Genomic DNA, 24,019 nt, shown 5'->3' with positions numbered 1-24,019 from the left:
ATGATAACCGGCGACAAAGAAAAACATTCAGCCGCCAATCTGCAATACCTCATACATACGAGTCATCCGTTGGCGGCTGTTGGCGTACAACCTTTACGCCAGTCGTGCGTCCAGCATCCGGTTATAACTTTTGCGCAGGGAGTCGATGAACGGAGTGGTGTCCGTACAACGGTCGAACACTTTGCCACGCTTGGTGTACAGCGCATTGATTTTCAGATGGAACACTTCCTCGAAAACGCGGATAACATCCACAATTTTCAAATCCCGACCTTCGGCCGTACCTATCGCACCGGCTGCCATCAGTGCAGCCACCAGTTCAATCAGGTCGCTGTCCGTACCGTTCCATGTCAGTGTGACGGAAGTTTTCCTTCCGCTTCCACGCACCGCTTCCGCATGGAATCCGGCAGACACGGTACCATGACGAAGCATCTCCTTCAGTATTTCCGCTTCCGCATCCAGCAATGCCAGCGTCTTGTCGATGAACACGTCATACAGGATATTGCGGCAATCTTCAGCCATTCCGTTGCAGGCCTGCCGCATAAAGGCCAGCTCTATTTTTGTGTAGTTCAGACGACGTAGCTGTCCCGTCAGGTCCCCTGCCGATGAAAGCGTGGCAAGGCAGTTCACGAAATCGTTATAGGCGGCCGGCAACTCACCTGCCGCAGGTCCGGCACCGTTTGTATAAGAGGCGAACAGATTAAAAAGAGAGGTTTCCACCAATGTCTTCATCGTATCATGTTTTTAGGTTCCACAATTCAACTCTCCACTCATCCTGCCGGAATAAGGACAAGTGCCATGCCTGAAACAGTACACAGATAAAACATTGTAAATAAACCATATAGAAAGCAGTAAAAATGATGTGTACATAAAAGCATTGTGGATTGGACATGATGTGTCCGAATTTCGGACATATTCTAATCCAGACGATACTTCCTCAATTTCAGATAAAGCGTGCTCCGGCTGATGCCCAATAACCGTGCGGCAGCTTTCCTGTCATTGCCCGTTGCCTCCAATGCTTTCAGAATGGTTGTCCGTTCCGTCCGCTCGTCATTAAGTGAATACTCTCCCGGGTGCCTGCCTTTATCGGGAATGTCTATCTCCCCGGTGGTTATCCAATCATCTTTCGCCAATAAGGTGGCCCGTCTGACAACCATCCTCAGTTCCCGTATGTTTCCCGGCCACGAATAAGATTTCAACCGTTTCTGTACTTCGCGGTCAAAGCCTTTCACTTTCCTTGAGAACTCTTGATTGGCGGCATCCAGCATGAATTCCGCCAACGGGATAATATCCTCAATGCACTCTGCCAGCAATGGTACATGCAACGGAAATTCATTCAGACGATGGAACAGGTCTTCCCTGAAACGTCCTTCGGTTATCGCCTTCTCCAGGTCCTCATTGGTAGCGGCTACCAGACGGATGTCCGTCTGAATCTCTTCTTTACCGCCTACGGGACGGTAGCGTTTTTCCTGCAAGGCACGCAACAGTGCCCTTTGTACCTCGGCATTCAGATTGCCCACTTCGTCCAAAAACAGTGTCCCATGGTTGGCGGCGGCAAACATGCCCGTCTTGTTTTCCGTCGCTCCGGTAAAGGCACCCTTCACATGACCGAACAGTTCCGATGCCGCCAGTTCCTTCGGAAGTACCCCGCAATCCACTGCGATGAAAGATGCATCCGACCGACCGCTCAACACATGTATCTGCCGGGCCACATACTCCTTGCCTGTCCCTGATGCGCCACGTATCAGCACGGCTAGCGTATCCACCGGAGCCACCAGCCGGATATGCTCCTGCAATCTCAATGCCAAAGGGCTTTTGCTTGTATAGAATCTTTGTTTTGTATTGCCGTCCCTTCTCTTACGTTCCAATGCTTTCCGGATAATACCGAGTACCTTTTCTGTCTGTACAGGTTTGGGCAGATAGTCCACGGCACCTTTTTTAACCGCTTCCACGGCACCGGGTATATCCCCGTAACCTGTCATGATGAGGAAAGGAATACGATAGCCATGTGTATTCATCCATTCCAGCAGTTCCATGCCATTGCCGTTGTCGAGACGAAAATCCGACAATACCAGATCCACATCATGATTGTCCAAAAACTCCTTTGCATTGTTCACGGATAATACATAACGGGCATTGATACCGTTTTTCACCAGCCAGTTTGTGGTAGCACGTGCATACACACGGTCATCCTCTACTATCAATACAGTTTCCATATACTCTTTTCTTTATTCTTTTTGCTTTCTCTACAGCATGTTCCACAGCTTTAATCAGTTCCTCTATCCTTTTATCCGATAAGCCACCCCATTTTTCGAAAGGCATGGAAGCCATTTCCCTCAGTTCACTTTGGGGAATGTTTATACGGATCATTTCCCAAAGCGGTGCGGCTTTGTGTATGATACTCCCCAACTTCTTATAATCTCCCGTGGAAAAAGCGTCCCTTATTCCGGCAAGTTCATCCATGGTATCCTTTATGAACAGGTCCAGCATCTCTTCTACGTTTTCCTCTCCTTCCATGATGGCAGCAAAATCAGATCGATCCATCTGTGAAACTGCCGCCAGCAACTCTTTCTCAGAGAAAGGCTTATACAGACAGTCGGCAAAACCTGCGGTAAGATACTCTCCCTTTTTATCGGAACGTGCCGTGATGGCTATGACGGGAATCTCCCATGCCCGGGGAATGTTCGAGGTCCTCAACAGTTCAAGGACCGAGAAGCCATTCGCACCAGGCATCTGTATGTCGGTCAGCAGAAGGTCGTATTTCTGTTTGTTCAAACAATTCATCAGCTCCCGGACATCCGTGCAGCAGTCACAGTGAATCTGACTGCGGGAAAGCATTTTACTGATGACTTCCAGCTGGATACGGTTGTCATCAATGACCAGCACACGGATATCAACAGGCAATTCACAAACAGGAGAAAACTTCTCTTCCGGACAGACGGGGTGTCCGGCCGGTAGCATAGGCAGGAAAACAGAAAAACGGCTGCCCTCACCGGGTACACTCTCCACTTCCACATACCCCTGCATCAAGGATACGAGCCGGGCCGTGATTGCCAACCCCAACCCGAAACCGGGAATATTACGCGCATTGTCGAGCCTTTCGAAAGCTCCGAATATCCGTTTTTTCTCCTCAAGGCCTATTCCCATACCCGTATCCAGAACAGAAATGTGGAGATTTCCCGGCCGGTATTCCACCTCAAGGAGCACCTTCCCGTGGAATGTGAACTTCAAGGCATTGGACAGCAGGTTGCCGACTATCTGCCGGATATGCGAGCTGTCACAGTTGACCATAACATCCAGACCGGAGAAAGATACGGTGAACGCAAGTTTTTTCTGCCGGGCGGCAAGACGGTGGCTGTCCGCTATTTCTTCAAACAGAGTTTTCAAGCTGAAGAGTGTGTTTTTGGAGTACACCTCACCTTCATCCATCCGGTGATATTCCATCAGCGTGTCTACCAGAGAGAGCATATAATCGGACGAATGCAGGATATTGTTCAGATAACCGGCCCTGCAACTACCATCGCTTTCCGAAGATAACTGTTCCGCACAGCCTCTGATAGCTACCAGCGGAGCACGCAGGTCATGGGCCACCGAGGCCATCAGCTCCTTACGTGAACGGAGTAATTCTCTATTCCGATTGTTGGACTGTTCAAATTCCCTCTCATACCGGAGATGACGGTTCAAATCCCGGTGGATGAGGATATACAATACAATTGCCAGTAAAGAGATAGACAAAGCCAAGCCGGCTACCACATAGTAGGAGTTATTCCGTTCAAGGACAAAGGTTCTGTAGCGTGCAGTAAAACATTCGTTATTCTCCCGTTCAAATTCAGAGACTATGCTGTTCATCCTTTCGTTCAGTTCCATGCCGCCAACGTATAAGCTGTCCATCTGTGCCAGCAGCCGGGCCTGTCTTTCGGCCTGTTCCAGAGTGACCTTCTCATCCAGGGAGTGAAGCATGCGTGTTGTCATTCCAGCTGGAGAAGCGGAAGACAAGGACTGCCGTTTACGTTCGGCCTCTTCTCTCTGTTGCAGGTAAATGGACTTGTTCGCTCTTCTACGGAAAATGCTCCAGATATTTCTTTTCTTTTTAGGAGTATCTTCCGTACCGGGTCTCGGGGAAGTCATCTTTTCCTCTTGCTGTACAATTTGTTTCTGCACTGTCAAGATAATGGGCGGGATGCTTTCCTGTACAATACCACCTATACCTTGTAATTCATCAAAGGTATGCATCGTCTTGGAAAGAAGGATTTCTTTGTTCCAAAGCAGAAAGCACAACGAGTCGATATGGCTTTTCTGTAACGGAGTATGGACATATTCCTTTAGAAGTTGCAGACTGTCACAGACTCTGTGGCGTTTACGGCTGTATTCCCTCAGGGCGTCATCATCCCATGTGATGGCAATCTCCGCATGGGTGGAGAGGTCCAGCAGACCGATGTAACTCTTTTCCGTCAGACGGTGTATAGCCACCAGTTCCTTTTCCTCCTTACGCAACATATGTCTTTGCATCTGTTCCTGACGGTACTGATAGACAATGAAGACCGACAGCAGGACCAAGATGACATAACCGAAAAATATTTTTAACTTTAACCCCACGTTTCTAAGCATCTATATATCAGTTAATATTAAGTTGAAACTTTCATGACGCATTGCCTATATGTCATATTTTAAATATTACATATCAAACATTCCATTCCAACATTTCTTTGACTATTTCCAATCGTATTGAATCATCATCAATAATTATTTTTTGTGAGAGGCAAGAAATGCTATCAGTAGTATTTTCTATTTCTTCCACGATTGTCTTATTTGTTTGTGATATAGGCAATTGAACAGTAAAAATACTACCTTCCTTTAACTTACTTTCAACTATTATTGTTCCACATAGTAAATTTACCAATCCTTTTGTTATAGAAAGTCCTAATCTAAAGCCTTCCATATTTGTTGTATTGGAAGCTTTTTCAAAAGGAATAAAAATATTATGTGTGTTTTCTGTGTCCATACCTATACCGATATCATGAATAATAAGAATCAACTTATTGTCATCGCATTTTGTGTAAATTCAATTATTCTTGTATCCGTGAATTTTATAGCATTTGACAATAGATTGTTTATTACTTGCTTTATTCGATTTATGTCACCATAAAGATAGAAATCCGTTTGAGTTTTTTCTCTAAAGAATATTAGTCCTTTGTTATTAATAATTGAAGTAAACTCTATAATAATGTAATTGATAGGTCTATATAGTTTGAATGGAACATTATCTGCCATCTCTTTAGATTCACCCAATCGAAGAATATGTTTACCAGATGCTATGATATTTTCTATATATAATCTATTCTTTTTTGGGGCAATAATTCTAATACTAATTCAGCATTACCATCAATAATTGTCAATGGGTCTCGTATGTCATAAGATATGGTTAAAATCATTTTTTCGTATTTTCAGAATTTCTTTGTTCTGCATATTAATTTGTTACAGTAATATCCAACCTTTTTGATTGCTGTTTAATGTATCATTGAATGACAACAGATGAGAGTATTAGTAAAATGGCGGTACAAAACAATTCGTTTGTCATCCCAAAAGAAGTGGAATTATGCTATCAATCGTTCCTTTTGTGCTAAAGTTATTTTAATGTTTTAAGCATATTGGTGTCTGATAAGCATATTCAAATGCTTTATACTATGGTGTGGTAAATATTTTTAACGAACCTATACTCCTTACACTTATTTTACTTCAAATTTTCCACATAATCGAATATCTTCTGATGAGCTACCTGCCATCACAGTAAATATACCTGGTTCCACTACAAAATGGTTATCTTTGTTCCAGATTCCCAAATCTTGCGGTGTCAGTCTGAAATATACTTCTTTCTCCTCGCCGGGTTGCAAATGGATGCGTTCGAAACCACGCAATACTTTGACATAAGTAGTGACAGAACTTTGCTCGTCATGAAGATAGAGTTGCACCACTTCGTCACCTGCCATAGTGCCTGTATTCTTTATTTTGCAACTCACTTCTGTATTGCCCTGCCCCCCGATGACAGGCGAAGAAATCTTCAGGTCGGAGTAGGCAAAGGTAGTGTAGCTCAGACCATAGCCGAAAGGATATAAGGCGTGCGCCACACGGATAAAGCCACCCGTGTCGGAACCGGGCTTGAAGGGGAAAGCAAAAGGTATCTGACCGACGGATTTTGGGAATGTAACCGACAGTTTCCCACCGGGATTATAATCGCCAAAAAGAACTTTTGCAACAGCATCTCCCATAAACTCGCCCGGAAACCAAGCATGAACGATGGCAGGTACATGCTTCTCCGCCCAGTTGATAGAAGCGGCACGGCCATCAACCATGACTAAGACTATCGGTTTGCCTGTGGCATAGACAGCTTGTAATAGTTGTTGTTGGCGGCCGCAAAGGTCAAGATTAGTACGAGAATACTCCTCACGTACCGTTTTTTCGTTACCACCCAACACTATGATTACAACATCCGATTTCTGTGCCAATACAACAGCCTCGTCCTGCATCCGTTGTTCGTTAAAGTCCAACGGAATATCATACAGTTCGCTTTCAGGAAAATAGGGGTCAATAATGTCGGCTCCTTTGGCATAACGCACTTCCGCTTGAGGGAGATACTCTTGAATGCTTTTGTAAATACTCTTGATTGGAGCGTTGGCAGGACCGTAACGACAAATCAAATTGTTGGTTTCATCTGCGTTGGGACCAATGACCGCCACCCGTCTTATCTCTTTGGAAAGCGGCAACAGATTATCTTGGTTTTTCAGTAGGACAATTGATTCCAATGCGGCACGTAGAGAAACCTCCTGATGCTCTTGGCTGTGTACAATCTTTGTCACCGTTTGGGGATTACCTTTATAGGGATTATCGAAAAGCCCCAACTCGAATTTGACACGCAACACATCTCTAACACGGCTGTTCAAGGTCTGTTCTGACACCCATCCTCTACGGATAGCTTCTCGCAGAGGCAAGATAAAATTTTCTGGTGCGGTGAAGTTGGTACGCACATTGAGTCCGGCATTGATGACCATTGCGGCACCTTCTACTGCATCAGCTGCCACCTTATGCTTGCTGTACATAAATTCCACCGCTTCGCTGTCTGATACAACATAACCTCGAAAGCCCCATTCGTGTCGCAAAATTTCGGTCAGGAAGTGATAACTACCAGTAATAGGTATGCCGTCATAGTCATTATAAGAACTCATGATACCCTTTACTCTGGCCTCACATACCGCTTTACGAAATGGCTCCAGATAAAGTGTACGCATCTCACGTGGTGCCACGTGTGGGTCGGTGCGAGTCTGTCCGTCTCGACCTCCTACGGGGACACTATAGACGGCAAAATGCTTGGGGGTAGAAACCAATCCGTGCTCTTGCAATCCTAAAATCATCTGTTTGCCAAGTTCGCCCACCAAATAGGGATCTTCACCGTAACATTCCACAACGCGTCCCCAGCGTGGATCTTGCGCAATGTCCAGCAGTGGAGCATAGATATTGGTGTATCCCAAGGCATTGGCCTCTTCGGCGGTAACCCGGGCTATTTCTCGGATAAGGTCCTTGTCCCATGTGCTTCCTTGTCCACATTGTGCCGGGAACATCGTGGCACGATCATGATTCAATCCGCGGATGCCCTCGTTCGTGAAGTCCACGGGAATACCAAGACGCGTTTCTTCCACGAACCATCGCTGAATGACCTGTCGGTTTTCTATGCTGTGGATATATGGAAACGAAAGAGAAGAGCCGAAAGTCCCCAGCCCGTTTGCTTGTTCATCAATGTTGGCAATGCCGTCTTTCCAAATCTCATTTTTCCACTGTGGAGTGGGTAACGAGTCTTTCAGTACACGTCCCGAGCCGTAGAGGGTAACAAGCTGGCAGGTTTTCTCCTCTAAGGTCATTTGCGCAAGCAGATTGTCAATACGGGTTTCAATGGGCGCATGGGGATTTTCATAAATATCCATTACACCGTTTTTGTTGAAGTCTATCCATCCTTTTCGGTAGATGTCTTCCGATTTGTGTGCTTGTAAGTTTAAAACAGTTCCAAGCAGAAAAAACATACTTATTTTCCTATTCATACTACTATGATTAATTAATCTATAAAAAAAGAGGAAGAGACATTTGCTGTTCCAATGCCCTTCCTCTTTTCCTTATTGGACAAATGTTATTATTTTATCAATTCTTTCAGCATATTTGCCAACAAGTGGCCTGCTACGGGGTCGGTGTGTGCCTTTTCCGTACACATTGTGGAAACAATCGCTTCCCCTTTGCCGTCACGGATGCCGAGCAGTGTTAACCCGCGCATGGATTCAATACGAGCGATACGGTCTTCCGGTTTGCCTCCGTCAATGTAGGCATGAATTTTCATCTGACTTGCCAGCTCAGTAACATTTTCGTGTCGGATAGCTTTCAGGACGGCATTGCACGCTAACGGTATTTCACGGCGGTTGTTGTTGAAGTAACGCAATTCCAGTGTGCCGATACCGTCGAATATCGGTGCTTCAAGGCGTTCCGGAACAACGATGTCTCCTTCTGTGGGAATAAACCGTCCGATGATGTATTCGGGATACACTTTCAGAATGACATCTTTGCAATTGAGGAAAAGGAGTTTGCCTCCTTTGGCTTGGTAACCACGAAGCAGAGCGACTTCTTCATCGCTGCAATCGTCCAGACCGGAAACTATGCAAAGTGCGGCTTTTTGTTTCGGGTTTACCAACTCTTGGACGGAAGCTACCGGAATAGTAGGTATATTCAAGAAGTCGAGCACCGATTTCTCTCCATCTTTGTCCAGTATAAGTACTTTATTGCTTTGGGCAAAGGAGATTTTTCCGATGTTCCATTCCTTGCGAGCAAGCAACAGCTCATACTCGTTCTGCGAACGGACAGTACCATTTTCGGTAAGTGTCAGTTTCAGCTTGGCATTTGTCTTATCGGCAGGCAGGAACGCTGGCAGCTGTATGTCCGGTTCTATATATTTACGGCCATAATATGGAACAGCCGGGAAGGCGGTACTGCCCGATGCCAGTACTTTACCGTTTTCGTCTGTGACGCTCCAGCCTAAAGTCATGTCGGCAAGGTCGCGTCCTTGTTCGTCATCATTTACTACATAGATGCGAACGGGCAGTTTCTCACCGGCATAGAGATTGCGTCCCCATAGCTCGGCACTGACCAGTACTGGCTGCAAGGCACGTTGTAGGGCATAGTAAGTGGGCCAAGGCTGGATATTCTTGGAGTCGTAGCACTGGCGGAACCAGGTCATATAAGCAAAGTGCATGATACCCGATGTTTGGTCACCTGTGCGGCGTAAAGTTTCAGCGAGTTCGCCGGTAATGAATGATTGTACTTTCAGAAACGAGGCTGGGTCTGCCCAGTCGTAGGCTTCGTAGCCTATCAGCGTATATGGGTTCTGATGGATCAACTGGTAAGAGCGTGTCGGGTGCCCGGTTTCACCGTTGGGATAACCGGTACTCATTTCTTGGCTGATGAGCGGACGTCCCGGTGTCTTGAACTGCTTTTGAAATTCACCGTTGAAAAAGCGGAACAAGGAGAAATCATACCAATTGTAGTAAGCATGATTGTCATCTATATCCCCATCATCCACTGTCGCCATAAACTCTGCTCCGAAACGGTTCAGACCGTTGCGGCGCATATAGTTGGAATCAAAGCTAATGGGACGTGTGGGGTCTAATCCGCGCATCCGCTTCACGACATCGGAGATGATGCGGAACTTCTGCATGGCACGTTCCTTGTCGGCATCGAGGTCGTAGAACTTCATTTCATTGTTAATGGTCCAGAAGAAGAGCGAAGGGTGGTTCTTGAACTTGTTCATCACCTGCAACCACTCGTTCGCCCAAAGGTCGAGTACCCCTTTGTCTGGTATCGGTGTGGAGTGAATCATCAGCCATGACCAAGTGCCTTCAAAACTGATGGCAATGCCGTTGCGGTCGGCGGCAGACATCCACAGTTCGTTCCAAGGAGTCGTATGGGTACGGGTGGAGTTGACATTGCCAGCCCGCATCAGTTGCATGAACTTATCTGCCAGTTCCTTGTCGTTGGGACGAAGGGCAAACGGAATGTGATTGCCTCCGCGCAGCCAGTAGCGACGTCCGTTCAGATAGAAGAAGCCGTCTTCACGAGCTTCGAAAGTGCGGAATCCCGAAGTGATGATCGTGCAGTCCGCTTCTTTCTTCTTGCCTTCAATCAGACGGAACGTGAAATCATATAAGTTTGGAGTGGCTGGCTCCCACAGTTTGGGTTTCAGGCCATCCACACTGCACGTATAAGTCTGTTGCTGTCCGGCTGCAAGCAGATTTTTCACAGCCAGCGTACCGCTATAGAGATTTTCGCCCGTCTGTTTGTCGGTGATATCGGCATGGATGGTAAAAGTCCGTTTTTTGCTGTCTTTGTTTTTTACAGTAATGTCAAAAACTGCTCCTTGCAGGCTGGGTTTGATGAAGACATCCTCCACCTTCAGCGGGTCGCTGACGGTCAGCTTTACTGGTTGCCAGATGCCGGCAGGATTATCACCATAGAAACCGTGGGGAATATCGGTCAGCACAGCTTTGTTGGCCTCCTTGTCTTCCTTATTATCGTTTATGTCCCGACGTACAGAACCGTAATAGTTTTCCATTGCGTCGCTGGTCTGTGCGGCAGTTCCTTTGATGTCGCGTGTCACTTTCAAGGTGATGAGGTTGCGGCCTGCCCGGAGGTAGGGAGTGGCGTCCACCTGCCATTCGCCGAACATCCCGATGTGTGTAGCTACCTGTTTGCCGTTAATGTATATTTCGGCCATCTTGGATACAGCGTCAAAAGTCAAAGTCAGGTGTTTGCCTTTTACTTCAGCTGGCAGTTCCAGCCATTGCCTGTACCAGGCGGCACTCGTCTTGCGATAGTCGAAGGTGTAATTTTCGCAACGGCTGGTTTCCTGCTGGTAGTAAGTGTCGCTCACACCTTTGGGTTGTGGCCCTTTGGGCGAAGGCATCGTCTCGCCGTGCAGCCAAATGCGGATGGGCGTCCAGAAATTGGGGACGGACATCACGTGCCAATCTTGGTCATCGGCCTGTGGAGAGGTGGCAACGGTCTTGTCGCCCTGCTGGTATTCGGGCATGAAGAGCCAGTTGCCGTCCAGCGAAATCTCCGTACGGCTTCCTGTCAGGGTTGTCAGTCTGACGGGCGTATAGGCAGAACGTTCCCGGCGGCGTTTCTCCTCCTTTTGCTGGGGGGTAAGTTGTTGCTTGTATTCAGTGTCTTTGATGTTGGCAAAGGCATTGCTTGACAATGGAGTAACAACAAGATCATCGTATTCCGTTTCAATCCATCCTCCTCCCAACGAGATTTCACCTGTCGGAACAAGGTCACCGCCGTTTTTATCCGTCACATCGATGTGAGGCAACTGTTCGTCGCCTACAAAGACGCGGATACGATTGCCACATACTTCCACGCGCAACTTATACCACTCACCCGGCACGGGATGAAAGCCCAACGGACGAACCCCCATGAACTCGTCTGTGCCCATATATCCGGTGCGCATCAGATAAAGATCGTCTTGCAATCCTCCCTTGATGCCCACCACGTAGCGGTCGAAACGGTTGCGGGTGCGGAAACCTGCCCAAATTTGTACTTGCTCGGCATCTTTCGGAGCGCGGGCGCGGAAAGAAAAAGCATAGTCTTTCATTTCGGATGTACCGAACAGGGCGTATGAACCTTGCGAGCGGAACACCCCGTCGCGGATACTGCATGACCCTTGTCCTACGGTTCGGAATGTTTCGGTAGGATTGGAGAAATCATTGCTCCATTTGCCATTCTGTTGTGCTTGTGCCGCCATACTTATAGAGAGGACGGTACAAGCCAGTAGTTTTTTATTCACTAAATTCATGATATGATTTATAATTTAATTCTGAGCCCAAAAATAGTCGGTATTACTAAAAATAGCGTGAATATTTTGATTAATATAGAATTAATTTCCGCTTAATCAAAGGTAATTGAACAGATGCCGCTTTTATGGCTTGCCAGAAGTTTATAACAGCGTAATGGTCATTCGTTTTAGTTTGTTATTATCAGAGGTTCCACCGTACAGCAGTTCATACTGCCCGGAACGGATTGCCATTGCTTTTGTCTCTGGATCGTAAAACTCAAACGTATGTGCAGGGAGTTGTATTTGTATCGTTGCACTCTTTCCGGCTTTTACCGAAACCCGACGGAAGGCACGCAATGACTTGGCTGGTCCTTCGCTGTCAGATAATTGCCGGATATATATTTGTATCACCTCGTCACCGTCACATTTACCGGTATTCTGCAAGGGAATTGTCAATATAACTTCCTTTCCGGCTTTTATTTCAGTTGTTTCGAGAGTGGCATTGCCATATTCAAACGTTGTATAACTTAATCCGTGCCCGAAAGGAAACAGAGGTGTTCCTTTAAAATAACGGTAAGTGCGGTTTGCCATGCTGTAGTCTTCAAAGTCGGGCAAGTCGTCGGTCGAGGCATAGAAAGTGACGGGCAACCGTCCGGCAGGATTGTAGTCGCCAAAGAGTACATCGGCAACGGCAGTACCACCCGCCTGTCCCGGATACCACGCTTCCAATATGGCATCCGTATGCTCCACCTCCTGCGGTAAGGCTATCGCACTACCGGAGCAAAGCACGAATATCACGGGTTTTCCAATCTGCTTCAATGCTTTCAGCATCTCCTTCTGCACCTTTGGCAGGTCAATGTTCGTGCGGTCGCCTTTCCTGAATCCCGGTAGGTCCACCGGCATTTCTTCGCCTTCCAAGGTGGGAGAGATACCGCCTGCAAACAGAATAACGTCTGCATCGGCCACACGCCCGGCCACAGCCTGATAATCCAGCTGTTGCTTGTAGCCAAGGTCGAAAGCCAGTTCACCAACACCTCCGGCATTGTAATAATCTATTTGGATAGGATAGATTTTCCCTTTTTCGACAGTCAGTTTGCAACACTTTTCAGAAGCAGGACCATTCTTCCAATCGGAAATCAGTGACTCGTCGCCAACGGACAGACGGCAACCGTCGTCGGCAGAGAGGTAGAAGGTCACCTCGCCCGAACGGTCGGGCACAAAGAGAGTTTCAAAGCGGGCAGAGATATCGTGCAGCTCCACCCCGGCAGCAAAAGGAGTGCCCCCCGCTGTGTTCAGCCGGAGCGGATCGGCAAACTGTTGCACCAATACCGGTTCGCCCTCCATATCGCGATTGTTCCAGAAGGTTGCCTTCATGCCTTTCTTCCCATCCAGCGAACACTGGTCGAAGAAACTGTACATCACCTGGTCGTCCACGTAGTCGCACCCTTTCTCGTACACCACTTCGGCTTGCGGCACTTTGTCTCGGATGCCCTCCAGGATGGTTACGGTGTGGGAAGGGGTTCCGTTGTAGTTGCCCCACATCATTACGGAATCGGCGGCATTAGGCCCCACCACGGCAATCTTTTTCAACGTCTTGCCAAGCGGAAGTATTTGATTCTTGTTGGTAAGCAGTGTCATGCTTTTGCGTGCCATCTCCAGTGCTTTTGCCTGGTGTCCAGCAGAATTGACCACGGAGTAAGGAATCTTGTTCCAAACAATTGTGGCGGGGTCGTCGAACATTCCCAGTTGAAAGCGGGCACGCAACAGGCGAAATACCGATTCGTCAATCTTGGACTCGCTGATGATGCCTTTCTCCACCGCTTCTTTCAGCGAGCCATACGAACCGCCACAATTCAGGTCGGTGCCCGACAGGACGGCATCGGCCGAAGCCTCGGCAGCTGAAGCATGGGTACCGTGGTTCTTGGGTTGCGGACGATAGAAGTCGGAAATGGCTCCACAATCGGAAACGACGATATCGTCATAGTTCCACTCCTCACGGAGGATACGGATCAGCAGTTCCTTGTTGGAACAGCAAGGCTCTCCCTCAAAACGGTTGTAGGCACACATCACCTCTTTCACTTTTCCCTCTGTCACCAGTGCCTTGAAAGCAGGCAGGTAGGTTTCGTACAGATCGCGTGGGGCAATGTTCTTGGCATCGAAGCTGTGGCGGTTCCATTCCGGACCGCTGTGTACGGCATAGTGCTTGGCGCAGGCGTGGGTCTTGTCATACTTCTGCGTTCCGTCGCCTTGTAATCCCCTGACTACGGCGAGTCCCATCCGGGTGGTCAGATAGGGGTCTTCACCATAAGTCTCTTGGCCTCGTCCCCAACGTGGGTCGCGGAAGATGTTGACGTTCGGTGTCCAGAAAGTCAGTCCCTTGTAGCCGGTGCGTTCCCCCTTTTGCTGGAAATCGTTGTACTTGGCACGGGCTTCGTCGGACACCATGTCAAATGTTTCGTACACCGCCTGTTCGTCGAACGTGGCAGCCAGTCCGATAGCTTGCGGGAAGACAGTAGCGAGTCCGGCACGTCCCACGCCGTGCAAGGCTTCGTTCCACCAGTCATATTGCGGGATGCCCAGCCTTTCTACAGGGTCGGCACCGTTTTTCATCTGGTTGATTTTTTCGTCCAGCGTCATGCGTTTCAGTAAATCCCAAGCTCGTTCCGAGGGGATGAGGTCAGGATTCCGGTATGCCTCCTGCTGCGTACAGGCAACTAAGGCGAGCGAACTCAAGCAGAGAGTTCCGATAAAATGTTTCAGTTTCATGATATGGTTCGGTAATATCAATGAAGGTGTGTCAAAACATACTTATCGGTTTCTTTTGGCACGGATTACACGGATTTTCACGGAGAGGATAAAGAAAACTCTATGATTTTCCGTGTAATCCGTGCCTAAAAAGAAACAAAAAGTAAGCTGGGTTATGTTATGACACATCTTCATTGTATGGTTTAAAATGCAAATTAATGATGGATTAATTGCTTCTGAAAATTTTTAGTTAGTTCATTATTCATTGCGTTGTATTTGCATGGCACGCGCACGACCCAGTTTAGCGTTAAGCAACTCCGCTGTTCGGAATTCGCCTTGCACGTATCAGCCCAATGGATTTTCGCCTTGATCGCCATCACCGTCCGTAGAACCGCCACCGTCCGTGAAGCCACCGCTGTTCTGACCGATGTAGAGAGTCTGCGTGACGCTGCATGGCGCTTTCAGCAGACCACTGCCATTGAATTGCGTTGTCACCTTCAGCTCGTATGCACCGTCGGCCAGTCCGGAGGGGATGATGAACACCAGCTTGGCTGGCGTGTTGACGGCAATCATTTCGTCTGTCACGTGGGTCACGATGCCGCTCTGCGAAGTTAGGGTGATGCCCACCGAGGGGTCGGTATCTGCCAGTTTCAGTTTGGCACCCGTCAGCGTGTAGGGGCGTCCGGCAGTAGCGGTGAAACCTGGTGCACAGGTAGAGGCATCCTCGCCTCCTGCCACGTACATAGCACTGCCTTTCTCGCCGATGATGTTTACCGAGGTCTGACCGATGGCTTCGCGCAGGTCGGCACCTTGGGTGAAAGAGGCATAGATGCCGTTCTTCTACGAATCCCAGACGTTGCCTTCTACTACGCCTGTCAGCTTGGCAGCCACGCTATAGAGGCCTGTGTTGACACGGAAGCCTGTCAGGATGAGCTTCTTGAGTACACGCTGTTCAAGGTTGATGACAGCCTCCACCGTTTCGCGTTCCAGGCCGGGGTTTACTTCCATGATTTCGGAGATGAGACGCTGCTTGTCGGCGGTGCCTGCCGAAACAACAACGGCAATCTTCTCGTTCTTGTTGTCCACTGTCACCGTGTTGTCTGCCAATTGGGCGTTCAGCCGATATTTAATGTCTGCTGTTGCCATAATTCTTATAGTTTTAAAGTTAAATGATAGGGTGTCCAGTTCTACGTTCTCGTTTTCGACATTGATTTAACAACTTAATACGTTGATTATAAACTAGAACAGTGTTGTATTTAGGTGCAATTTTAACATGCGAAAAAGTGTTGCTAATTCATTAGATTAATATATCTTGAAGAAATATGATTATCAGTGCTTTGCAACTTGTATCATATCTATTTTGATCTAAAAACTGGAACATCAAACTGGACACCCTAGTTAAATGATGAGTAAAAAGAAATGATTGCTACTTGCTTTCTATGGTAAGACAATTCAAGTCAGGATGTCCGCTGATGATGTTCAGCACCACTTCGCGCCATCTGTTCGTGTCGAAGGAGACGGTAAGACCATCCGCATCGGCCCAATTGTCACCGGTGGCGGGCAGGGTGACGGTCGTTCCGTTTTCACCATCCACGTCTATCCGTACTTGTGCGGCTTCTTGTGCCGCATAGCGCAACTTGATGACCGTTGTCCCGGCACGGAAGGGCAGTTCAACCCATCGGAGCCATTCGCCAGCTTCGGTATCGGTGACGCACCATCCGTTGAATCCGTCGGTACAGCGTTTCACGTCCAAGTCGCCCACACGATATTGTGCTCCGCTGTTGCCTACCGAATTGTCCTTATAGTAGTCGCAACTCTCGGTTTCCACGCGCAGGCGTTCGGGATAAGCCTGCGTGCTGCTGTATCGGCGCAGGATGTTCAGCCGCTGGTTGGGATAGTCGTAATATTTGGTATCGGTACTGCGCCAGTAGGCCGCATTTTCCAGCATATCGGTGAATCCTTCGAGGAAAACAAGGTTGGCTTTGTATTTTACAAAGTAGTCCAAGGCATCGGTCAGCGTCTTGCCATGTTGGGGGTCGAAAAGCATCCTGTTGCCTTGTTTGTCATTTGTCAGAAAGCCAGGAACGGCTACGCCGACATTTACTCCATTGAAAGAACGCATCGTATAGGAACTGCGGTTGCTTGCCTGTTCGGAAGCGGTGAACCAGTCGTTCATGGCATCGACTACCGTGCGGTCCACCTGCGGGTCGCGGTCGGCAAACGCCTTGTCCACACAGATGAAGACTTCTTCACCGAATGTGTCTTTGAAGTCCTGATGCAGTTTGTCGAAGATAGCTTTCAACCGGCCTGTGCAGTCCGGTTTCTGACCGCCGTATTCTACGTTCAGGAAACTGTTCGGACTCCAAATGTAGAGCAATGGTTTGTCTTGGAAACGGAGCAAGTATTTGTTGTTTTCTTGATTTTCGCCATAGAAATTGGCAAAAGCCAGTTTGATGTTATAGTCCCAGATATATTTGTAGATGTCATCCAAATCTTCGATAGGATATCTGTCGGCGGCAGTATTTCCTCTTTTCGCTGTGTAGCTGCCGTATAAGTCCAAGTTGCGTGCTGCGGCCCATGACGCCGGTGCGTCGTCGAAGATGGCTATTTTCAGCCGTTCTGCTTCCGTACCGCGACGCTTCAGGGCGGCAATCAGTTCGGCAATACGGGTAGGGTCGCCGTGGTCGGTATAGTAACGGGCATCGGTATCGGCTTTGGGCAGTCGTCCCCGGCAGTTGGGAACCATATAGTCCATGCCACTATACAGGAATTCTTCCACCAAGTTGTCCCACCAGTCGGCATCGGTAGCTTCAAAAGCACCTGCCTCAAATAGGGGCTTGTTGTAATAAGTAGTGGCAGCGCTTCCTCCTTTGGCGGCACTGACCCCGTTGCGGATGTCTTTTTCAAAACCAAAGAGTGAACCCATCAGAAAATCGTGAGAAGGAATTTCCGGGTCGGGTGTAGGATCGGGAGTAGGGTTCTCCGGGACAATAGGCTCCGGATCGGGCAGCGGATTGTCTGAGTCTGAGCATCCAGTCAGTAATGTCATGCATACGGCTAATCCGTATTGGGCAAGACAGCATAATCTGTTTTTCTTTTCCATGGATAGTTATTTTAGAGTCTTGATAAAAAGAAGGGGGAAGTCTTTTCCCTTGTAGGAAACACTCCCCCACACACATTTAAATTGTCCTTGCTTTTTTGCTCCGAAAGAGCATCAGACTTTTATTGTTTGCCTTTAGCTTCTATTGTCTTTACATTGCTGTAACAATATTTATCCAATACACCGTGTGAAGTATCATTCTTGGGCTTTACTCCGATACGCAGCCAGAATTTCTGCGAGAAGTCGATAGCTGCTTTGGTTTTAACCGATAGAATGTTGCCTTCATCGTTGGCTGTGATGATCATGTCATTGTCCGTGTAGCGGCTGTCTGAGTTGTCGCCCACCTTCACACTGGTGGAGATAAACAGTTTGGCCTTTTCGGGCACAGCCTGCGTATAACTGTCATCGGGCAGCGGGTTGCAAGTGAATTTAAAACGGGCACATACATATCCGTTTTCATCCTGCCAAGGTTCATCCACCCATTCCACTTGGAAGTAAGGGGTTACTTCAAAGTTGACTGTTGTGCTCTTGCCTCCTCTCAGCTCGACAGTCTGCATCACTTGTGTACTTTCATAACAGCAACTCTCGTAGGGCCACATCTCGTATGTTCCGGCAAACAGTTTGGTGTTTTGGAAAGTACCGTCCTGCATGATGTTCAAGTTCTGTTCTGTCACAACGATACTTTCATCGCCATGTGCATAACTGATTTCCTTGATGCGCAGTTTCATGTTTCCCTGGCCTTGCGATGTCTCCAGGTTTTCACCTGTCACCTTGTTGATGAACTTTCCTTGAAGGGTTGCGTCCGGAGCGTCATAGTTATCCATTTCGCAAGCAGCAAATCCTACAGTCAGGAAAGATAAGGCCAATATGTTCAATATCTTTTTCATCTTATTCTATACGTTTAATGGGTTAATATCTGTTGTTCTGTTCCAGCAAGTAATTCACTTTACGTTCTGAATCGGGTATCTTCTCATAATAGTACTTGGAATCAAAGTTGTGTTGGCCTCCGTAACTGTCACAGACACGGGTATCGAAAATGTATTTGCCGTGAGGAATACCTGTTTCATCATCTTTCACGGCTGTGCTGAGGAAGAGATACGGGGCAAGCATACGCCAACGGAACTCCTTGATTTGTGTGTCGGCTGTGAACCAGCGGCGCAAGTCCCAGTAAAGCTTATGTTCTACCGCCAACTCTTTGTAGCGTTCCACACGTACGATTTGAAGGCCTTTGGTGGGAGCGAACACCATGGAGTTCTTGCCTGTACCACGTACATTGGTCGGGGCAGTCAGGTCGGCCAGTTGGTCTGTGGAGGTCAGCAAGTCGGCACCGGCACGGTCGCGTACATCATTGATGCAAGCCATGGCATCGCTCAATAAACTTCCGGCATCCGAAGCACCATTCTGTGCTAATTCGATAGCAGCCTCGGCACGGTTCAGCAATACTTCTGCATAGCGGATATCAATCCAAGGTTGTGTGCTGCGATGCAGGTCAACGGGAGCCTGGTCGCGTTGAATCCATTTTACACCATAGATACCCGTGTTACAATGGTTGCCGCCGGAAGTTGAAGGTCCGTTAAATCCTGCGATGGCAATGCCGGTATCTTCGTAAGTTTGTCCTTCCGAAGGCTTTTTGGTGGATCGAACGGCTACCACTTGTCCGTTTACCTTAAATTCCTTCACGCCGTTATCCCAGCTATAAGTGGTTTTACCGTCGTCTTTGATTGTTTTGAGAATCTTCTGGTCAGGCGTAACGCCAACCAACAAGCCGCAACGCATATCAAGTTCGTGTCCGCCTTTATAAAGGTCGCCCGGAATCATGATGCTGGCAAGCAGTCGAGGTTCGGCACCGTCAAAAATTCCGTGCGAACTGTCATATACTTTGTAATAGCCGTCGTCATCAGTAGTTTTTAAATGGCCGGTTGCCGGGTCGAGCGGCAGCCCGTCGAATAATTCTACCCAGTCTAGGGGAACGAAGTAGCGTCCACCGTAACCACCTGTCCATGCCTCGGGTGACATCAGTTTGTCCCAACTGTGCACATAGTTGTTGATGTCGTATTCGCGAATGAATATCGACTCTTCGCTGCTGACAGCCTTGTCGAATACTTCATAGAAAGCTTGTCTCTTATCCGAACCTTTATGCAGTGCATAACCGCCTTCTTCCACTATTTTAGCAGCATCGTATGCCTGACGGAAGTAATCGTTTGCCAAAGATACCGGGATACCGGTCAGCATGGTTCCGCTTTCGCCTGTATAGACGGCTGCCTCGCCATAACGGGCAATAGAACCTGCATAGAGTGCCACGCGCGACTTGAAAGCAGCTGCTACATATTTATTGGCACGTCCGTTTGTTTTTGTTTTGGTCATACCGTTAATGGCGTCGTCCAAGTCTTTCAAGATGAAATCCACACAGTCCTGATGGCTGCTACGTGGCATAATCAAGTCATCATCAATCCCTTGCGGTTCTTCCAACAAAGGCACGCCGCCATAGCGCTTCACCAAGGCAAAGTATGTGTAGGCACGGATAAATTTAGCTTCAGCAATCCAGCTTTCGGCACCTTGCAAGGTTCCTACATAGTTCGATAGGTCTTGAATAAGCACATTGGCCTGGCGGATAATCTGATAGCCATCTTTCCAATAGCCTTTGTCGCCGTATATCACACTGTTGCCACATTGGTTGTTGGCAAATTCACCGGTAGAACCCAATGTCGTCTTTTCAGAATTCCAGTTGAAGAAGCCTCCCCGGTCTCCACCATCACCCATGTTGAAATCTTCCATCGGCAGGTGGTTGTATAGTCCTGCCATGTATGCTGTGATACCACCTTCGTTGTAGATGTCTGATCCCGAAAGAATGTTCTTGGGCGGGATGTCCAAATCTTGGCAAGCGGCCAAAATGCCACTCAGTGCGACACCTGTAATTATGTTTTTCCAAATTTTCATAATAATTCCTCCTTTACTTAAAATGTGATGTTTGCACCAAAGTTATATGTCCTGTTCATTGGGTACATATATCCGTATTGCTGTGTCGGCTTTTCAGGATCTACACCTCTTACACCAGTGAAAGTCAGCAGGTTGTATGCGTTGAAATAGACCCTGAGATTCTTGACACCCAGTGATGACAACCATTGCTTGGGCAATGTATAGCCTACTTCAAGTGATTTCAGACGCAGGTAGTTGCCTTTTTGAATCATGAATTCCGAATTTTCATCGGCATTTGTAGCACCGTAAGAGTAGTAACCGCCAATCCATTCGGTTGCAGGATTATAAGGATGTGCGTTAGGATCCACCGGACGCCAGCGGTCGAGGAACATATCCAAGGCATTACCATTGAACTGCAACGGAGCTTTCAGTTGCTCGCCGTATGAGATGTAAGACATGGCGGCTCCCTGGAAGAGCAGGTTCAGGTCAATCCCTTTCCAATTGGCACCGATGGTGAAGCCAAAGTTCATCAGCGGATAGTTGTTTTTGTCTTGCCAGTTACTATTCGGATTGGTAGTTGTGGCGATGGGATGTTTGTCCATGTCGTCGATAACACCGTCACCGTTCCAGTCTTCATAAATATAGTCACCGGGCAATGTACCATTGTTTGAATAGAACGAATTGTAGATTTGATCGTAGTTAGTATAACGTCCGGCAGCACCATAACCGAACCAGATGTCATTGTAGCGGTTCAAGCTTCTGTTTCTCCAGTAGTCGTACGAATTTCCGGCAGGATTTGTCTCATAATAGCATCTCATTCCACGGGTCATGGAGAGTTGGGCAGCTACGTTATAGCGTAAATTACCAATCTTATTGTTATGACGTACCTCCAATTCAAAACCTTTGGTACGATCGCTGTTCAGATTCTCCTGCGGCATCTTCGAACCGAATGTTCCGGGCAGAGTGGTCAGACGGTCGGCCAGCAAGCCGTCCCGGTCACGTTTGAACACCTCGAAAGTAAAGCCCAACAAGCCGTTCCACATATCTGCATCCAAACCGATATTGAGTGTTTTTACGGTGTACCAAGTGATGTTCGGATTGGGTACGGCACGGAAACCTAAAGAGTTGATATAAGCACCACCGAACATATATCCTGTAGGATAGTTGTTATTAGTTCCACCCGATGTGTTCGGATAGTCGTAACCGGAAATAAACTGATAATCGGAAGCACTGTCATCACCCATCTTACCGTAGGAAGCGCGTAACTTCAGATTGTCCATGAACGTAAGTTTGTCCTTGATGAAACTTTCTTCGGAGATTCTCCAACCGATGGAAGCTGCGGGGAAGAAGCCCCAACGGTTATCGGCCGGGAATTTGGAAGAGCCGTCGTAGCGGAATGAAAACTCTGCTAGATATTTGCCTTTGTAGTCGTAATTGAAGCGTCCGACCAGACCTTGTGAGGCATTTTCCCGTATGTTGTTGGGATTGGCGGTACCAATCTGCCCGTCTGAGTCGCCGGCAAACAGATAAGGCAGGGGAATGGAAAAGTTGCGTGAGGCTGTGATATTGTCGCCCACACCGTGCGCTTCCTCAAACAGCATCAGACCTGACACATGATGACCGGCAAAGGTGTTGTCGTAATTGATAGATGCCTGCCACAGGGTACTCCATGAGTTGTTATAAGTGCGCTCTAAATTGGTCGGTCCCAAACGGGTAGCTCCCGTATAAGAGTCAGCAGCTTCATTGTATTCGTAATAAGAATATTCTTTCGTCCATTTGGATTCGTCATTAATCTTTGTGTCATAACTGAACAGGGCTTTCAGTTTCAATCCTTTTACTTTAGGAACCGTATATTCGGCTTCGAATGTAGATTGGAACAATTTGTTTCCACGTTTCTTGTATCCGGTAACGTCCTTGTCAATCAATGCCATCGGGTTGTCATCGGCACTTTCTGGCTTCTGAAAATAAGGAGCCGTATTGTTGGCATAAATAGGCTGGTCGGGAGCCGAACGCCACAAGTTTTTGAACACTTCCCAAGCATCTTTGGAGTTGCCTTCGCGGTCGTCAATCATACCGGACAGCTTCACGCCTAATTTCAGGTTCTTGGTAACCTGCGCATTGATGTTAGAACGGATATTGTAACGATTGTAATCCAAAGCATCGGAAGTGAAGAAACCTTTCTGGTCCATATATCCGAAACTTACAAAGTAATCGACTTTCTCACCGCCACCGCTGATGGTTACGTTGTGAGATTGCTGTGGAGCCGAGTTCTTCATGATAGCATCATACCAATCGGTTGATTGGCGTTCGCCATTCAAGAAGGCATTGATTTGTTCGTCCGAATATTTGTGCGACGGATTGACAAGGTCACGCATTTGCTTCTCGTTGAATAAGGTCATACGGTCCACTGCCCCTACGGGTTTCAATACTTCGGCAGGAGTCTGAAAACCGTAATACATATTATATTCTATCTTGGTTTTGTTGCGTTCACCTTTTTTGGTGGTTATCAACACTACACCGTTTGCAGCACGTACACCGTAGATGGCAGCCGAAGCATCTTTCAATACAGTCATTGACTCGATTTCGTTCGGATCCATACGTTCCATGTCGCTACGGGGTACACCGTCAATCACAATCAACGGGCTACCGAAACCACGGATATCAAACTGGTTGTTGAATTCACCCGGTTCGGATGTTCTTTGTATGACGCGCACACCCGGTACTTTACCGGTTAGCATATTTTGGGCATTCTGGTTTTTAGTGGCAATCAACTCATCGCTGGCAATGGCCGAAACGGCACCAGTCAAAGTTGCTTTCTTTTGTGTACCATATCCTACCACAACCACTTCATCCAACGTCTTGCTGTCTTCTTTTAACACGATGTCATAAGTAGAAGCGTTTGTGACAATCACTTTTTTCGTAACATATCCTATAAAGGAGATTTCCAATGTACCTTTGGCTGGTATACTCAATTTAAAGCGTCCATTAAGGTCGGTAATTGTTCCGGTGCTCCCTTCTGTCAATTTGACGTTGGCTCCGATAATCGCTTCACCATTCTCATCTTTCACTGTACCGGAAATACTCTTTTCCTGAGCATAGACGGAAGTGACGGAGAGAAGCATCAGCATGCAAAACCATGCAACGGAATTCCGTACGAGAGACTTTCTCTGTTCTTTAAATGTAGTCATAAATTTGATAGATATTAGATTATTAGATAATTCTTTTGTCTTTAAGGAACATAAAATGATGCTTTTCCTTCTCTTTTTTGTAGGGGATTTACGAGGTAGTGTTTAACTGGTATTCATAGCCATTAATTTATTAGTTTTTTAAGGATTGTTTTTCACCTGCAAAGAAATCTATAGTCTATTAAGAGGAGTTCTATAAATTAAAATATTGTA

The 24,019-nt window shown here is 47.4% G+C and carries 13 protein-coding genes; all 13 read right to left on the bottom strand.

All coding sequences use genetic code 11. The annotated features are described in order from the left end of the window. Positions 1-93 precede the first annotated feature (93 nt). The 13 genes from HUX74_RS17870 to HUX74_RS17815 all read right to left on the bottom strand — a co-directional run bounded on the left by HUX74_RS17870 (position 94) and on the right by HUX74_RS17815 (position 23,809). Positions 94-729 carry an RteC domain-containing protein gene (locus HUX74_RS17870; protein ID WP_117917886.1) on the bottom strand — a complete coding sequence of 212 codons (636 nt, stop codon included), beginning with the start codon at positions 727-729 and terminating at the stop codon, positions 94-96. A 185-nt stretch (positions 730-914) separates the two neighbouring features. After that, positions 915-2,213: a sigma-54 dependent transcriptional regulator gene (locus HUX74_RS17865; protein WP_174647141.1), complete on the bottom strand. Its 1,299-nt coding sequence runs from the start codon at positions 2,211-2,213 to the stop codon at positions 915-917. Then, the gene (locus HUX74_RS17860) at positions 2,185-4,593 is read right to left on the bottom strand and encodes a hybrid sensor histidine kinase/response regulator (protein WP_174647140.1); all 2,409 of its coding nucleotides are present in this window, start codon (positions 4,591-4,593) and stop codon (positions 2,185-2,187) included. The genes HUX74_RS17865 and HUX74_RS17860 overlap by 29 nt, the downstream gene beginning before the upstream one ends. Before the next feature lie 85 nt (positions 4,594-4,678). Beyond that, positions 4,679-5,032 carry a sensor histidine kinase KdpD gene (locus HUX74_RS17855; protein WP_256379973.1) on the bottom strand — a complete coding sequence of 118 codons (354 nt, stop codon included), beginning with the start codon at positions 5,030-5,032 and terminating at the stop codon, positions 4,679-4,681. Positions 5,033-5,723: 691 nt separating this feature from the next. Further along, positions 5,724-8,066 carry a glycoside hydrolase family 3 C-terminal domain-containing protein gene (locus HUX74_RS17850; protein ID WP_254592912.1) on the bottom strand — a complete coding sequence of 781 codons (2,343 nt, stop codon included), beginning with the start codon at positions 8,064-8,066 and terminating at the stop codon, positions 5,724-5,726. Positions 8,067-8,173: 107 nt separating this feature from the next. Then, positions 8,174-11,881, bottom strand: a complete 3,708-nt coding sequence (locus HUX74_RS17845) for a glycoside hydrolase family 2 TIM barrel-domain containing protein (protein ID WP_174647137.1) — start codon at positions 11,879-11,881, stop codon at positions 8,174-8,176. A gap of 141 nt (positions 11,882-12,022) precedes the next feature. Further along, complete coding sequence (xyl3A, locus tag HUX74_RS17840; RefSeq protein ID WP_174647136.1) at positions 12,023-14,626, bottom strand: xylan 1,4-beta-xylosidase; 2,604 nt, start codon at positions 14,624-14,626, stop codon at positions 12,023-12,025. 324 nt (positions 14,627-14,950) lie between these two features. Next, positions 14,951-15,349: a DUF4469 domain-containing protein gene (locus HUX74_RS21095; protein WP_371808736.1), complete on the bottom strand. Its 399-nt coding sequence runs from the start codon at positions 15,347-15,349 to the stop codon at positions 14,951-14,953. A 96-nt stretch (positions 15,350-15,445) separates the two neighbouring features. After that, on the bottom strand, positions 15,446-15,751 hold the full coding sequence (locus HUX74_RS21090; protein ID WP_371808735.1) for a DNA-binding domain-containing protein: 306 nt from the start codon (positions 15,749-15,751) through the stop codon (positions 15,446-15,448). Positions 15,752-16,031: 280 nt separating this feature from the next. Continuing rightward, the gene (locus HUX74_RS17830) at positions 16,032-17,708 is read right to left on the bottom strand and encodes a DUF5010 domain-containing protein (protein ID WP_174647135.1); all 1,677 of its coding nucleotides are present in this window, start codon (positions 17,706-17,708) and stop codon (positions 16,032-16,034) included. A 119-nt stretch (positions 17,709-17,827) separates the two neighbouring features. Beyond that, positions 17,828-18,592: a DUF3823 domain-containing protein gene (locus HUX74_RS17825; protein WP_174647134.1), complete on the bottom strand. Its 765-nt coding sequence runs from the start codon at positions 18,590-18,592 to the stop codon at positions 17,828-17,830. A 22-nt stretch (positions 18,593-18,614) separates the two neighbouring features. Then, the gene (locus HUX74_RS17820; protein WP_174647133.1) at positions 18,615-20,642 is read right to left on the bottom strand and encodes a RagB/SusD family nutrient uptake outer membrane protein; all 2,028 of its coding nucleotides are present in this window, start codon (positions 20,640-20,642) and stop codon (positions 18,615-18,617) included. Between the two features lie 17 nt (positions 20,643-20,659). Further along, the gene (locus tag HUX74_RS17815; RefSeq protein ID WP_174647132.1) at positions 20,660-23,809 is read right to left on the bottom strand and encodes a TonB-dependent receptor; all 3,150 of its coding nucleotides are present in this window, start codon (positions 23,807-23,809) and stop codon (positions 20,660-20,662) included. Positions 23,810-24,019: the final 210 nt, after the last annotated feature.

The organism is Bacteroides sp. Marseille-P8574, from assembly GCF_902825465.1.
Lineage (GTDB): Bacteria > Bacteroidota > Bacteroidia > Bacteroidales > Bacteroidaceae > Bacteroides > Bacteroides uniformis.
Note: the sequence above shows the minus strand (reverse complement) of the source record. Positions and strands in the feature narration are given on the sequence as shown.